General features: G+C 60.6%; 13 protein-coding genes. 6 read left to right on the forward strand and 7 right to left on the reverse strand.

The features are described 5' to 3' along the window. Positions 1-94: 94 nt before the first annotated feature. Entirely contained in the window at positions 95-1291 is a 1197-nt protein-coding gene (mdtH, locus tag AB5Z05_RS21275) for a multidrug efflux MFS transporter MdtH (protein ID WP_005340523.1), read from the reverse strand. A 92-nt stretch (positions 1292-1383) separates the two neighbouring features. On the opposite strand from mdtH, the gene AB5Z05_RS21280 reads away from it, so the two are divergent. Further along, entirely contained in the window at positions 1384-2277 is an 894-nt protein-coding gene (locus AB5Z05_RS21280; protein WP_005349020.1) for a LysR family transcriptional regulator, read from the forward strand. 32 nt (positions 2278-2309) lie between these two features. On the opposite strand, the gene AB5Z05_RS21285 is transcribed toward AB5Z05_RS21280, so the two are convergent. Beyond that, positions 2310-4085, reverse strand: a complete 1776-nt coding sequence (locus AB5Z05_RS21285) for a M4 family metallopeptidase (RefSeq protein WP_368152939.1) — start codon at positions 4083-4085, stop codon at positions 2310-2312. A 346-nt stretch (positions 4086-4431) separates the two neighbouring features. On the opposite strand from AB5Z05_RS21285, the gene AB5Z05_RS21290 reads away from it, so the two are divergent. After that, on the forward strand, positions 4432-4986 hold the full coding sequence (locus AB5Z05_RS21290) for a GNAT family protein (protein ID WP_323911614.1): 555 nt from the start codon (positions 4432-4434) through the stop codon (positions 4984-4986). Then, positions 4986-5537: a ribosomal protein S5-alanine N-acetyltransferase gene (gene rimJ / locus AB5Z05_RS21295; RefSeq protein WP_139430045.1), complete on the forward strand. Its 552-nt coding sequence runs from the start codon at positions 4986-4988 to the stop codon at positions 5535-5537. The genes AB5Z05_RS21290 and rimJ overlap by 1 nt, the downstream gene beginning before the upstream one ends. A gap of 62 nt (positions 5538-5599) precedes the next feature. Here the strand turns inward: rimJ and AB5Z05_RS21300 are convergent, their stop codons facing one another. The 3 genes from AB5Z05_RS21300 to AB5Z05_RS21310 form a co-directional block, all read right to left on the reverse strand. Next, positions 5600-5848, reverse strand: a complete 249-nt coding sequence (locus AB5Z05_RS21300) for a hypothetical protein (RefSeq protein WP_368152940.1) — start codon at positions 5846-5848, stop codon at positions 5600-5602. A 309-nt stretch (positions 5849-6157) separates the two neighbouring features. After that, positions 6158-7207, reverse strand: a complete 1050-nt coding sequence (locus AB5Z05_RS21305; RefSeq protein WP_368152941.1) for an oxidoreductase — start codon at positions 7205-7207, stop codon at positions 6158-6160. A gap of 135 nt (positions 7208-7342) precedes the next feature. Further along, positions 7343-8506, reverse strand: coding sequence for a multidrug effflux MFS transporter (locus AB5Z05_RS21310; RefSeq protein ID WP_042053392.1), 1164 nt, complete (start codon positions 8504-8506; stop codon positions 7343-7345). A 238-nt stretch (positions 8507-8744) separates the two neighbouring features. Between AB5Z05_RS21310 and rdgB the strand changes: the two genes are divergently transcribed. Then, positions 8745-9341: an RdgB/HAM1 family non-canonical purine NTP pyrophosphatase gene (gene rdgB / locus AB5Z05_RS21315; RefSeq protein WP_362786350.1), complete on the forward strand. Its 597-nt coding sequence runs from the start codon at positions 8745-8747 to the stop codon at positions 9339-9341. Between the two features lie 90 nt (positions 9342-9431). Continuing rightward, positions 9432-10577 (forward strand): radical SAM family heme chaperone HemW, encoded by a 1146-nt coding sequence (hemW, locus tag AB5Z05_RS21320; RefSeq protein ID WP_368152942.1) that lies wholly within the window; start codon positions 9432-9434, stop codon positions 10575-10577. Positions 10578-10694: 117 nt separating this feature from the next. Here hemW and AB5Z05_RS21325 read toward each other — a convergent pair whose 3' ends face one another. Continuing rightward, positions 10695-10934 (reverse strand): ribosome alternative rescue factor ArfA, encoded by a 240-nt coding sequence (locus tag AB5Z05_RS21325; protein WP_330124873.1) that lies wholly within the window; start codon positions 10932-10934, stop codon positions 10695-10697. A 235-nt stretch (positions 10935-11169) separates the two neighbouring features. Then, positions 11170-11604 carry a Zn(2+)-responsive transcriptional regulator gene (zntR, locus tag AB5Z05_RS21330; protein WP_368152943.1) on the reverse strand — a complete coding sequence of 145 codons (435 nt, stop codon included), beginning with the start codon at positions 11602-11604 and terminating at the stop codon, positions 11170-11172. Positions 11605-12020: 416 nt separating this feature from the next. Between zntR and purH the strand changes: the two genes are divergently transcribed. Further along, on the forward strand, positions 12021-13613 hold the full coding sequence (purH, locus tag AB5Z05_RS21335) for a bifunctional phosphoribosylaminoimidazolecarboxamide formyltransferase/IMP cyclohydrolase (RefSeq protein WP_042084461.1): 1593 nt from the start codon (positions 12021-12023) through the stop codon (positions 13611-13613). Positions 13614-13694 lie beyond the last annotated feature (81 nt).

A 13694-nucleotide genomic window follows, 5' to 3' on the forward strand; every position in this document is an offset into this window, starting at 1 on the left:
AAAGTTGTAATTCGCAACCTTTTGCTGTGATGACTTGCAGAATATGGGGTGAGCGGCAGCACCGTAGGCGGGGCTGCCGTAGGCAGGGGGGGCGTCAGGCGGCGGCTCTGATAGCCAGCTCCGGGCGGCGGGAGAAGCAGCGGGCCAGCAGCAACATGGTGGCGACGCCTATGGTACCGAGCACCAGCCAGGGAAGGGCTGGTTGTCCCTGTTGCAGCGAGAAGTCATAGAGGGAGCCGCCGCCCACATAGCCGGTCATGCCTCCCAGCGCCAGTCCGAGGCGGCTGAAGCCCATGTAGCTGCCGCGGGCTGTGGGGTTGGCAAGCCGGGTCATCAGGGTCTCCCGGGCCGGTTCACAGATGATGATCCCCAGATAGAAGCAGGCCAGCAGTACGAAGATGCCGGAGAGGGTGCTGACAAAGGCGACCAGCCCGATCCCCACCGTCATCAGCAGGATACCTGCCATCAGCCGGCTCTCCAGCCGATAGCGCCGCTCGCTGAAACGGGCGATAGGGTAGAGCAGCGCCAGTGACAGCGCCGTTTCCAGGCTGTACATCCAGCCCACCGCCGTGGTGGTGCCGGAGAGCTGCTTGACCAGAATGGGAAAAATCAGCATCACCTGTACCCACAGCATGTAGTAGCCGCTTAAGATCAGCACCAGTCGGCAGAAGGCGCGATCCGCCAGCACCTGTCCCAACCCTTCCCGCATCGGGGTCGGTTTGACCGAGAGGCGGTAGGCGGGCAGCAGGGTCCAGTTGCAGAGAGCCGCCAGGGTGAAGAGCCCGGCACCCAGCAGGCAGACGTAGGTGAAGTCAAAGCGCAGCAGCCAGCTGCCTAGCAGGGCACCGGTGACGGCTCCCGCACTCTCCAGCATCATCAGCAGGGAGATAAAGCGGCCCCGTTCATGGGGACGGGTGAACTTGATCACCAGTGCCGCCCGTGGCGGGTCGAACAGGCAACCGCCCAGACCCGAGAGGAAGCAGGAGAAGATCAGCATGGCGCCGCTGTCGGCCCAGGCCAGGGTGGCAAAGCCGACGGCGCGCAACAGCATGCCGGTGACGATGAGCGGGCGGGCGCCAAAGCGGTCGGCCAGCGAGCCGCCGAAAATCCCCAGCCCCTGCTGGGTCAGCTGGCGCAGGCCGAGGGCCAGCCCCACCAGACCGGCCGCCCAGCCGAGTTGATCGACGAAGCGCAGGCTGATCATCGGCATCACCACAAAGAAACCCAGGATCACCAGTGTGGTATCCAGCGCCAGAAACCAGCGTCCCCAAAACCTCGCCCTATCGACCATAACGCCCTCTCATTCACAGATACCTTCATTCTGGAGAGGGTTTAGATATAGTGGTAGACGACAACTACCTATATTTCATATCAGGATTATTTATGTCTATGGATCTGGACGATCTGCAACTGCTGCTGGATGTGGCCGAGCTGGGCAGCTTCAGTCAGGCGGCGGCCATTCGTGGCTGGTCACAGCCGCTGGTGAGCCAGCGGATTGCCCAACTGGAGGAGAGCCTCGGGGCGCCGCTGTTTCAGCGTCATCGGCGCGGGGTGACGCCGACCCGTGCCTGCGAGGAGTTTCTGCCATCGGCCCGCTCTGCGCTGGCGATCCTGAGCGAAGGGCGGCTGGCACTGCAGGGGGCGCCTGCGCTGCCTTGTATCCGTCTCTCCAGCCTGCCATCCCTCACTTCGGTGGTGTTTGGCTCGTTATTGATGGAGCTGGTGGACGAGCCGTTCGAGATCCGCTGCACCACGGATCACTCCGGCGAGATCATGCAGTCGCTACTGACCGGCGAGGCCGATATCGGCTTTGTGCTCAAGCGCCCGCCGGTTGCGGGTCTGCAGATGGAGCTGCTCTGTTGCTCCCCCATCATCGCTATCGCCTCGCCATTGCATCCGCTGGCCGGTTGTCACGGCCTCACCCTGGAGGATATTGCCGACCAGCGGCTGGCGCCTCAGGTCTGGGGGCCGGGGTGTGACGTCTTTATCCAGCAGTTGCGGCGGCTACGGAGGGCGGCCAGCCCCCTGCATGCGGTGCAGCCCGCCAGTGCGGCGCGGGATCTGGCGCTGGAGCACGGATTTATCACCCTGATGCCGGAGCTGGCCATCAAGCGGGATCTGGAGGTGGGGCGGCTGGTCAGGCTAGATGTGCGCAATCTGCCGCAAGAGCATTGGGATGTGATGATGGCGTGGCGCGGTGGCAAGCGGCCCAACCCGGCCCGGGAAACCGTGTTGGCCACCGCTCGCACGCTGGCGAAACGGTGGCGCAATGAGTAGAACGATGCGGGACAAGGCCCGCATCGGGTGGATCAGTAGCTGGCCTTGAGGGTCACGCCACTGAATGCAGCAAAGCCGGAGAGCTGGACGTACCAGGTACCTGCCTTGGGATTGGTGAACGAACAGCTTTCGTTATTGCCCCCCTTGTAGGGACGGCAGTCGTAGCTGCTGCTGGTGGGGGCAGAGCCAAAGCGGACGTAGAGGTCGGCATCTCCGGTGCCGCCGCTGCTGCTGATCTGCAGCGACCTGGTGCCTGCCGGTACGTTCAGGGTGTAGTTGAGCTTGCCACCCTTGCTGGCGGCGAGGTTGCTCACCGGCACGCCGTTTTGCAGTACGTTGTCGCTCGGTGGCGGCGTGGTGCCGCAGCTGGCATCGACCCCGACGGTCTGGAAGGCACGTGCCACATCCGCCTGACTGTAACCCAGGTCGGCGGTCGCCCGGCTGACGCCGCAGGCCCCTTGCTGGTAGTTGGTGTTGGCGCCCCAGTAGAGGCGGTTGGCCAGCAAGAACACTTCAAATGCCTTGCGGGTGTTCCAGCCACTGCTGGTGGCGAGCAGGTAGAAGGCGCGGTTATAGACCCCTGAGCTGTGGTGTACATCCATCCCCTCCTGATAATCCGCGGCATGGCCGATGGATCTGCCATCCCGGGTCGGATCCTCGAAGTAGCGCAGGGAGCCGTTGCCTTTGAAGATCTGGGCGCCGACCAGCCAGTCGTTGCTCCCCTTCATGTAGAACTCTGCCGCTTCCCCCGCCATATCGGAGAAGGCCTCGTTGATGCCGCCGGATTGTCCCGAATAGACCAGCCCCGAGTTCTGCTCGGTAAAGCCGTGGCTCACCTCGTGGGCCGCCACATCGAGGCTCACCAGCGGGTGGAAGGTGGTGGCGCCGTCACCGAAGGTCATCTGGCTGCCATCCCAGAAGGCGTTCTCGTAATTCTTGCTGTAGTGAACCCGCATCTTCAGTTTGAAGGTGAGGGGCGCCGTGTTGTACCAGTTGCGGTACATGTCGAACACCACGTTGCCGAAGTAGTGGGCGTCGTTGAGGGGCGAGTAGGCGCCGTTGATCTCCTTGACCTGGTTCTCCGGGCAGGTGAACTGGTGGATGGCGCCGCCAGAGGTGGCGTGGTTGAGGTTGATGGTATCGACGTTGGGGCTGGTCATCCGGCAGTTGTCATCGACGATGAGCGGGCCAAAATCGGTGCCGTAGACGTATTTGCCGGTCTTGATGTTGCCCCCCGGGCCGGTGGCATCCTTGTGGTTGATCCCCTCCCAGCGTTTGAGCTCCTCACCGCTCTGGGCATCAAGTATGACGAAGGGGCGGCTTGGCTTGTCACCTTCGGTGATGAAGGAGACCTGATAAACCAGCCGAGCCAGCCCGTTCTCATCCTGCATCACGTAGAGTTTGACCTGCTCGTTGCTCCCCTTGCTGCCCGCCTTGGCCTTGCTTGTTGCATCCTGTGGCGAGAGGGTGGCGGCCGGGCTTGCCACATCCTGATCGATCTGGCGCAGCATGCGCCCGCTGGCTTGTTGCAGCTGGCCGTTCAGGCTCTTGTCAGCTACCACCACCTGACCCATTACCGGGATGCCGTTCCAGACCTGCTCGTAGCGGATCCGCTGCTGGCCGTTGGGCAGCTTGACCACCCGCACCTGACGAAACTCGCCATCTTCCAGCTGCAAGGTACCACTCGCGGCACTGAGGCCGGTCATGGCCTGGATGCCGTTTGCCGTTACGTTGATCTCTACCTCTTGCGCCGCCAGTGCGGCGCTTCCCCAGCAGGCCAGCGCAACGGCCAGATAAATTTTATTCATCTCTTCTTTCCTTAAATCGATGAGGTTGATAAACCGACCGAAGGTCGGGCGTTTTGAAGCTAGTGCCGGTGAGGGAAAGTGCCCCCTGTCAAAAGTGACAGCACAGCACAAAGGGGTAGCAGGATCTGCCAAAGTGCCGTTTTGGGGCATTTATCGGCGTCATGTGGAGAGCATTATCCGGTTTCAGACACCTACCCTCCTCTTTTGAGGGAGGAGAGATCGTGCGCAGTCACTCTCTGCGAAGCCTGCCGGAGGAGGGCCGTAAAAGTGGCTGGCGCGGCCAGTGGCGATTGGCTACATTGGGTGCTGGTTCGCGATTTGATCACTGATTTGAAAGGAGAATCCCATGTTTTCATGGCAGTTGGACGACGAGCTTGCGCTGCTCTTCTTGCAGCCCGATATGGCGAGCGAACTGTTTGCCCTCTGCAATGGCAACCGGGAGTACCTCTCCCAGTGGCTACCCTGGCCGCCACTGATCCAGCGCCCTGTCGACAGCGCCCTCTTCATTCGCAGTGCCATCGAGAAGTTCGCCCGGGGCGAGGGGCTCACCACCGCCATCGAGTATCAGGGGGAGGTGGTGGGGGTCATAGGTTACAACAGCATCGATCACGACCTTGGCAAGGTGGTCATCGGTTACTGGCTGGCGGAGCGCTGGCAGGGCAACGGTATCATCACCCGGGCCTGTCAGGCCCTGATCCACCACGCCTTCGAGGAGATGGGGATGGAGAAGGTGGAGATCAGCGCCGCTACCGATAACGAGCCCAGCAGAGCGGTCTGTGAACGGCTCGGGATGCAGCTGGAGGGGGTGACCCGGCGCGCAGAGCGACTGGGCAACCGGATTGTGGACCATGCCCACTACAGCTTGCTGCGCGATGAGTGGCTAAGACAGAGGGAGTCCTGATGTCGCTGCCACATATCAAGACGGCCCGCACCCACCTGACTATACTGTCGCCGGATCGGGCCCCCATGATGCTCGACTTCTACCGGCGCAACCGTGACCATCTCACCCCCTGGGAGCCGCTTCGGGACGAGCACTTTTACACCCTCTCTTACTGGCATGCCCGGCTGCAGGACAGCTACAGCCAGTTCTTCAACGGCACCGGCGTCAATCTGGTGGCCCTCGATCCGGCTGGCGAGCGGGTGATCGCCACCTGCAACTTCAGCAATATCCTGATGGGGGTCTTCAAGGCGTGTCATCTGGGCTATGCCATCGACCAGCAGCATCAGGGGCAGGGGGTGATGGGAGAGGTGCTGTCAGCCGCCATCGACTACCTGTTTCAGGAGCACGATCTGCATCGCATCATGGCTTGCTATATGCCTGCCAATCAGCGCAGTGGCGCCCTGCTGGAGCGGCTTGGCTTCGAGCGGGAGGGATTCGCGCGGGCGTATCTGATGATCAATGGTCGCTGGGAGGATCACATCCTCACCTCGCTGATTAATCCGGCCCCCTGAGCGACAGATAAAAAAACGGGTCCGAAGTTGCCTTCGGACCCGTCTTCGAATGAGGTGCAGGCTTAGTTGGCCTTGGTATCGCTCACTGCAGCTTCAACCTTGGTAGCGGCTTCGGTAGCAGCTTTTTCTACGGTTGCAGTCGCTTCGGAGGTGGCCTTCTCTACGGTAGAGGTGGCTTCGCTAGCGGCTTTTTCTACAGTGGCAGCAACTTCGGCGGCCGGAGCAGCAGCAGGAGCGGCAGCTTTTTCTTCTTTCTGACCGCAAGCAGTCAACATCAGACCCAGGATACCGGCTACCAGTACTTTGTTCATGTGCATTCCCTCAAAAAAAGATGGAGAGATGGTCTGTGCAACCATCACAGCGCCCACCGTTGCCCGGTATTGAAACAAGAAGCCGGGAGGCAGCAGGCGGGCGCAATATAGCCCCATTAGTTACCGATGAAAACGGATATCACAATGACATTTTTTCGTGCCGTGGATAAAAAGCTCCACTGCAACGACTGATATCAATACAAGATGCCGTCAAATGGTGCTAATTGCACAATAAAACACCACTTTGCTGCCATCTTATGGCGGTTTAACAAGGTCAAGGTTGAACAATAGCGGCCGATGACTCGCACCTTAGTCAGACAGCTTCTGACAGGGCAGCCGTTTTCCCTCAAGGTGGCTCTGACGAGCCAGATCCAGCAGCGCCATCACCGCCAGCGCTTCACTTGCTGGCACCGGATTGCTTCCCTCGCCCTTGATGGCGGCGCAGACACCGCGATAGTAGGCGCCATAATCCCCCGGCTCACCCACCACGCTCTGCTGCTGTAACTGACCATCGACAATGCGGCTGAGCTGACCGGGTTCGCTATCCATGCCCCAATCCGCCGCCGGGGGCCGCAAGCCCTGCTTGAGCTGATCTTCCTGCACATCCATACCGAATTTCACGAACGAACCCTGGCTGCCGTGAATGACAAAGCGCGGCATGGTGGCTGAAACCAGACAGCTGCCATGCAAAATAACCCGCAGAGCACCGTAACCCAGCACCACATGGAAGTAGTCGTCCGCCAGTGCGCCGGGGCGCTGCTCGGCCAGATCGGCCTGCAACCAGTCCGGCTGGCCGAACAGCTGCAGCGCCTGATCCAGTACATGGGGGCCGAGATCGAACCAGAGGCCGGAACCCGGGCCGCCCGCTTCGCGCCAGCGCTGGCGCACTTCGGGGCGATAGCGATCGAAGTGGGATTCGAACTGGGCGATCTGCCCCAGCGTCCCTTCGGCAATCAAACGGCGCACGGTAAGGAAATCCCCGTCCCAACGACGGTTGTGGAAGATACTGAGCAGCCGCTGCTGCTTTTCGGCCAGTTCGACCAGTGCTTTCGCTTCTGCCAGATCCAGAGCAAAGGGCTTGTCGATCACCACATATTTGCCTGCCAGCAGCGCCTGGCGGGCGAGGGGGGCATGGGTATCGTTGGGGGTGGCGATCACTACCAGATCGACGGTCTCATCGCTCAGCACTTCTTCCAGTGAACCGACCCGACAGCCGGGCAGATCGGCCTGCACCTTGGCGGCATCGCGGCTCACCACCCAGCTCAGGGATAAACCGGGCGTGGTGGAGAGGAAGGGGGCGTGGAAGGTCTTGCCTGCAAAGCCATAGCCCACCAGGGCTGCGTTGAGAGTGTGGCTCATCGGGAGTTCTCCGCTGACATCGAGTGAGTGGGGTTGCCATCGCCGGCTCTCTGCCGGATGGCCATATGCTGTAAAGGCGATACAAACGAGAAGGGGGCCGATGGCCCCCTGAGTGTGCCCATCAGAGCACAGGATTTATTGCAAACACAAGCGGCGACCGCGCCGGGTCATCAGCATCACCAGAGGTGGCAGCAGCAGCCACATATGCAGCGCCAGCTGGCTGAGCGGGTCGTGCATCAGGGCGCCGGTCAGGCCAACCAACGCGCCGGATCCGCTCATCTGGAACAGGCCGAGCAGGGCGGCGGCGGTACCGGCGCAGTGGCCGAACGGTGCCAGCGCCATCCCGGCGGCAGCGCCTAGGATCATGGCAAAGCCGATGCTGGAGAGGAATACCGGCCCCATCATCGCCAGCGGATGTTCTATGTGCATGGCCAAAGTCAGGGTGATGGCCGAGAGCATCAACACCAGCAGGCCGATGCGCAGGGTGCGTCTTGGCCCCACCTTGGCAATAAAGCGCGGCGCCATAAAGCAGGCCAAGATGTTGAGCGCGGCGTTGGCGGTAAACCAGTAGCTAAAGCCGCTCATATCGAGCCCCAGTTTCACCATCAGCTGCACCGGTGCGGCGGTGACATAAGCGAGGATCACCGCCATCGCCAGCATGCACAGCGCCGCGTTGAACAGGAAGCTGGGGGAGCGCAGCACCGGGCTGTAGCGAGACCAGCTGATGAGGGCCCCTTCGCTGCGGGTCTCTTCCGGGCGGGTCTCCGGCATCCGCCACATCAGCCAGCTGCCGACGATGAGCGCGTAACCGGCCATAAACCAGAAGTTGGCAGACCAACCCGCCTTGGCGGTGAGCCAGCCACCGAGCAGGGGGGCCAGCGCCGGAATAAAGCAGATGGCGCCATTGAGGTAGGAGATCATCTGGCCGCTCTTTTTCGGGCCGTAGCTATCACGTACCACCGAGAAGGCGGCGACCGAAGTAGCGCAGGCGCCGAAGCCCTGCAGCACTCGCGCCAGCATCAATTCGCCGAGGCTGGCGGCAAAACCGGCCCCCAGCGCGCTCAGGCCATAGAGCAGCACGCCGCCCAGCGCGATGGGCTTGCGACCGTAGCGATCGGCCAGCGGGCCAACAAGCAGTTGCCCCAGTCCCATGCTGAACAGGAACCAGGTGATGGTGCCCTGCATCAGAGTTACTTCGGCGCCCAGCTGCTCGGCCATCTGCGGAATGGCGGGCAGGTAGATGTCGATAGCCAGCGGACTGAACAGCACCAGTAGTACGAGCAAAAGTATCAATGGCATCTGTCACCTCTTTAGTCAGCCAGGTTAATGAATTGGGGCGCGAGTCTACTGACTCACAGTAATGAATAGAAATGGTATTTAATCACTTTGGTTATTCCATTATGGAAACATGTATTAAAAAGCAGGTTATTCGATGGCGGCAAATCCCCCGTAACCCCATCACAGCGGGTGTAATTGACGCTTTTACTAAACGCTTGCGCCGCATAGAATGCGCAGATTATTTTTGCGGAGGTGCTCGATGAACAAGCTTGTCCTGGCAACAGGTAACCAGAAAAAGGTGAAGGAATTGGCCGCCATGTTGGCCGATATGAAGATCCAGGTGATCCCACAGAGCGAGTTTGCGGTCTCCGATGCCGATGAGACCGGTACCACCTTCGTCGAGAATGCCATCATCAAGGCCCGCCACGCCGCCCGCATTACCGGTCTGCCCGCCGTGGCCGATGATTCCGGTCTGGAAGTTGATCTGCTGCAAGGGCGCCCCGGCGTTTACTCCGCCCGCTTTGCCGGTGTGGGTGCCGGCGACAAGGCCAACATCGAGAAGCTGCTCGGTGAGCTGCAAGGTGCCCCCGAGTACCTGAAGAGCGCCCGCTTCTGGTGTGTGCTGGTCTATATGCGCCACGCTGACGATCCCACCCCCATCATCTGTCAGGCGAGCTGGGAAGGGATGATCATCGACGAGCCGCGCGGTCAACATGGCTTTGGCTATGACCCGGTATTCTTCGTGCCGGATCAAGACTGCACCGCCGCCCAGATGCCCGCCGAGCTGAAAAACCAGCTGAGCCATCGCGGTCAGGCGCTGGCCAAGCTCAAAGCGGCGCTGGCTGCGGCGCACTGAGTCACTTCGCCACCTTGTCGGTTACACACGGTCAATTACACATAGTCATCTACAATGGGGGCCTTGAGCCCCCGTTTTATTGGAAGCCCCATGCTGCAACTGCCGCCGCTCTCTCTCTATATTCATGTGCCCTGGTGCGTCCAGAAGTGCCCTTACTGTGACTTCAACTCCCATGCCCAGAAGGGGGAGTTGCCTCACCTCGAATATGTCGCCGCCCTGCTGGAAGATCTGGATCAGGATCTGAAGTGGGCGCAGGGGCGGCCGCTCTCCTCGATCTTTATCGGCGGCGGCACCCCCAGCCTGCTGACGGTGGAGGCGATGCAAGCCTTGCTAGACGGGGTGCGAGCCCGCATTCCGCTCACTGCAGATTGCGAGATTACCATGGAGGCCAACCCGGGCACGGTGGAAGCGGACAAGTTCGCCGGTTTCCAGCGCGCCGGCATCAACCGTATCTCCATCGGGGTGCAGAGCTTCCAGCAGGAGAAGCTGACCCGCCTCGGCCGCATTCACGGCCCGGAAGAGGCGCGCAAGGCCGCCGCACTGGCCCACGCCATCAAGTTGCCCACCTTCAATCTGGATCTGATGCACGGTCTGCCGGATCAGAGTCTGGACGATGCCCTTTATGACCTGCAGCAGGCTATCGACTGCGCCCCGCCGCACCTCTCCTGGTATCAGCTCACCATAGAGCCGAACACGGCCTTTGCCTCCAAACCGCCCAAGCTGCCGGAAGATGACACCCTGTGGGACATCTACGAGCAGGGCCACGCCATGCTCACCGCCAGCGGTTATCGCCAGTACGAGATCTCGGCTTATGCCAAAGAGGGCTACCAGTGCCATCACAACCTCAACTACTGGCGCTTTGGCGACTATCTGGGGATCGGCTGTGGTGCTCACGGCAAGGTGACTGATCTCGCGGCTCAGCAGATCCTGCGCACCGCCAAGGTGAAGCATCCGAAAGGGTATCTGGACAAGAGTCGCCCCTATCTGGACGAGCAGTGGCAGGTGACGGCAGACGATCTGCCGCTCGAATACTTTATGAACCGCTTCCGCCTGTTTGAACCTGCCCCCAAGGCGGAGTTCGAGGCCTATACCGGCTTGCCGCTGGAGCGGGTCGAGACGGTGCTCGCCATCGCCCGGAGCAAGGAGCTTATCGAGGATCTGGGGGATAGCTGGCAGCTCACTTCTCTCGGCCATCGCTATCTCAACGTGTTGCTCGAACTGTTTATGGATGAGTGAGTGGCCTGTTGAGACGCGCTGTTGAGGCAGTGAGTTGGCGTTGCCAAATCGCTTCTTCTGTCAAAACAATCAGGGCGCCAATGGCGCCCTGATTGTTTATGGTCGGTAGAAACCCGCTCAGCAGCAGACGCGGATCATCTGCTGTTGGCCGGGCTCCCACCGCTTGCCGAATTTGGCCTTGCGCTGGTAACTCCCCTTGCCCTTCTTGTTGCGCTCGACCCGGCTGCGAAACAGGGGATCGGAGAGCAGGGCATGCAGATGGTTATCCTTTATCTCGCCGCGCTGATGGGCATAGCTGCCCCCTTGCGCATTTTCCTCACGGGGGAGGGCGGGTTGGTCGATCCGGATCTTGGCCATGATGGCTCCTCTTCTTTTTTCTTGGTGTGTTGATGCTTGTGTCTGGATGGCGGTTTTCGCTGCGGGCGCCTGTTCAGATGAGCGCCCGGCAACCGGATGCACTGGCACCGGTTAAAAACGCGGCGATTTTGTCACCAAATCGCCGCCGGAGCAATGCGTCGGGCACGCCGAGTCAGTCACTCTGAGCTAGGCACGCTCAGTCAGGCGTACCATGTCAGCCGTGAACCGGGTCATGCTAGTCGTGGCTGTGATGCTCGTGATGGGCCGGGGCGCCAGATTCCAGTGTCTCGAGGATGGCGCAGTGCTCCGCCGAGCGCGGCCCGCCGCAGCAGATATTGGAGAGCTCGCGCAGGTTGTCGCGAAAGCGGGTCAGTTCGATGATCTTCTGCTCCACCTGGGCCAGCTTGGTGTCGGCCATAGCTTTCACCTCCTGACAGGTGACTTTGGCCTTGTTGGTATCGAGGTCGAGCAGCTCGCCGATATCGGCCAGCGAGAATCCCACCGACTTGGCGCGAATGATGAACTCCAGCCGCCGCTTGTCCTGTTCACTGTAGAGGCGGTAGCCGGATTCGTTGCGGATCCCCGGTGAGATAAGCCCGTTCTTCTCGTAAAAACGCAGGGTATCTGCCTTGACCCCGCACGCCTTGGCCAGTTCACCGATCCGATACATGCTCTTTTCTCCCCTTGAATGTATGCCGCCACAAAAACCGGAATCCACTATCACCCCTTTGCCCATGGATTGCCAGCCAAGGGCATAAAAGGGGCAGATAAACATCTCCTGGCGACCCTTTTTCCCATAAAACACTGAAAGTGCAAACGTTTCGAGAAAATCAAGTGGAAAACGTTTAACGCCGCGCCAAATAAGGCTTTGCTGTTTCAAAAAATCCACCACAGGTCACATTTTTTGTGTAGAATACGCGCCCATAACAGAGCGCCGCACCAAGCGGGCATTTCTTAAAACGCTTTTGCCGGATGTTGGGGCGAGAGTGGTTTGCGAAATCCCCCACTTCCATTTATTTGGGGACTCTCTGTGTTGAGCCTCGCCTCCCATGGAACGGTCCCCGTTATGTTGAGGACGATAGTGTGATGGAACAAGCTCGACCCATTCGCCGTGCACTGCTGAGTGTGTCTGACAAAACTGGCATTCTGGAATTTGCCAAGGCACTCAACGAGCGTGGTGTTGCCCTGCTCTCCACGGGCGGTACCGCCAAGCTGCTTGGCGAGGCGGGTCTGCCGGTGACCGAGGTCTCCGACTACACGGGTTTCCCTGAAATGATGGATGGCCGGGTCAAGACCCTGCATCCCAAGGTTCATGGCGGCATCCTCGGCCGTCGGGATCAGGATGACGCCATCATGGCCCAGCACGCTATCTCCCCCATCGACATGGTTGTCGTCAACCTCTACCCCTTTGCTGCCACCGTGGCCAAAGCGGGCTGCACCCTGGCGGATGCGGTCGAGAACATCGACATCGGCGGCCCGACCATGGTGCGTTCTGCCGCCAAAAACCATAAAGATGTCGCCATCGTCGTCAAAGCTGCCGACTATGATCGGGTTATTCGCGAAATGGATGCCAACGGCAACAGCCTGAAACTGGCGACCCGTTTCGATCTGGCCATCGCCGCCTTCGAGCACACTGCTGCCTACGACGGTATGATCGCCAACTACTTCGGCACCATGGTTCCTTCTTACGGTGACAACAAGGAGGGTGACGAGGAGTCCCGCTTCCCGCGCACCTTCAACAGCCAGTTCATCAAGAAGCAGGACATGCGTTACGGCGAAAACAGCCATCAGGCTGCCGCCTTCTACGCCGAAGAGCATGCCGCTCCGGGTTCTGTCTCCAGCGCTATCCAGCTGCAGGGCAAGGCGCTCTCCTACAACAACATCGCCGATACCGATGCTGCGCTGGAGTGTGTTAAGGAGTTCGACGAGCCGGCCTGCGTCATCGTCAAGCATGCCAACCCCTGCGGTGTAGCCATCGGTAACGACCTGCTGAGTGCCTACGATCGCGCCTACCAGACCGACCCCACCTCTGCCTTCGGCGGCATCATCGCCTTCAACCGTGAGCTGGATGGTGCCACTGCCGCAGCCATCGTGGCCCGCCAGTTTGTCGAAGTGATCATCGCCCCCACCGTCAGCCAGGAGGCCCGCGATGCGGTCGCTGCCAAGCAGAACGTGCGTCTGCTCGAATGCGGTCAGTGGACGGCACCGGCGCAAGGCTTTGACCTCAAGCGCGTCAACGGCGGCCTGCTGGTACAGGAGCGGGATCTCGGCATGGTGACGCTGGGTGATCTGACCGTGGTCAGCAAGCGCCAGCCGACCGAGGCAGAGCTGCAAGATCTGCTGTTCTGCTGGAAAGTGGCCAAGTTCGTCAAATCCAACGCCATCGTCTACGCCAAAGATGGCCAGACCATCGGCGTCGGCGCAGGCCAGATGAGCCGTGTTTATTCGGCCAAAATCGCCGGTATCAAGGCGGCGGACGAAGGGCTGACCGTGGCGGGCTCCGTGATGGCCTCCGATGCCTTCTTCCCGTTCCGCGACGGTATCGATGCTGCCGCGCAGGCCGGTATCTCCTGCGTGATCCAGCCGGGTGGCTCGATGCGCGATCAGGAGGTGATCGACGCCGCCGACGAGCACGGTATGTGCATGGTCTTCACCAACATGCGCCATTTCCGTCATTGATGGGTCAGGGGCTGCCGATGGCGGCCCTTTTGTTGTCTCTTTTCAACTGACTATTTCCACTGACTGACGGCCCGGGTGGCC

It is taken from the genome of Aeromonas sp. R2-4, from assembly GCF_040908365.1.
GTDB classification, from domain to species: domain Bacteria; phylum Pseudomonadota; class Gammaproteobacteria; order Enterobacterales; family Aeromonadaceae; genus Aeromonas; species Aeromonas veronii.

Excerpts from the sequence above, each read along its gene's own strand:
- AB5Z05_RS21300 (WP_368152940.1), bottom strand. The coding sequence starts at position 5,848 with ATGAACAAAGTACTGGTAGCCGGTATCCTGGGTCTGATGTTGACTGCT.
- AB5Z05_RS21325 (WP_330124873.1), bottom strand. The coding sequence starts at position 10,934 with ATGGCCAAGATCCGGATCGACCAACCCGCCCTCCCCCGTGAGGAAAAT.
- AB5Z05_RS21285 (WP_368152939.1), bottom strand. The coding sequence starts at position 4,085 with ATGAATAAAATTTATCTGGCCGTTGCGCTGGCCTGCTGGGGAAGCGCC.
- rdgB (WP_362786350.1), top strand. The coding sequence starts at position 8,745 with ATGAACAAGCTTGTCCTGGCAACAGGTAACCAGAAAAAGGTGAAGGAA.
- zntR (WP_368152943.1), bottom strand. The coding sequence starts at position 11,604 with ATGTATCGGATCGGTGAACTGGCCAAGGCGTGCGGGGTCAAGGCAGAT.
- rimJ (WP_139430045.1), top strand. The coding sequence starts at position 4,986 with ATGTCGCTGCCACATATCAAGACGGCCCGCACCCACCTGACTATACTG.
- purH (WP_042084461.1), top strand. The coding sequence starts at position 12,021 with ATGGAACAAGCTCGACCCATTCGCCGTGCACTGCTGAGTGTGTCTGAC.
- AB5Z05_RS21280 (WP_005349020.1), top strand. The coding sequence starts at position 1,384 with ATGTCTATGGATCTGGACGATCTGCAACTGCTGCTGGATGTGGCCGAG.
- hemW (WP_368152942.1), top strand. The coding sequence starts at position 9,432 with ATGCTGCAACTGCCGCCGCTCTCTCTCTATATTCATGTGCCCTGGTGC.
- AB5Z05_RS21305 (WP_368152941.1), bottom strand. The coding sequence starts at position 7,207 with ATGAGCCACACTCTCAACGCAGCCCTGGTGGGCTATGGCTTTGCAGGC.
- mdtH (WP_005340523.1), bottom strand. The coding sequence starts at position 1,291 with ATGGTCGATAGGGCGAGGTTTTGGGGACGCTGGTTTCTGGCGCTGGAT.
- AB5Z05_RS21310 (WP_042053392.1), bottom strand. The coding sequence starts at position 8,506 with ATGCCATTGATACTTTTGCTCGTACTACTGGTGCTGTTCAGTCCGCTG.
- AB5Z05_RS21290 (WP_323911614.1), top strand. The coding sequence starts at position 4,432 with ATGTTTTCATGGCAGTTGGACGACGAGCTTGCGCTGCTCTTCTTGCAG.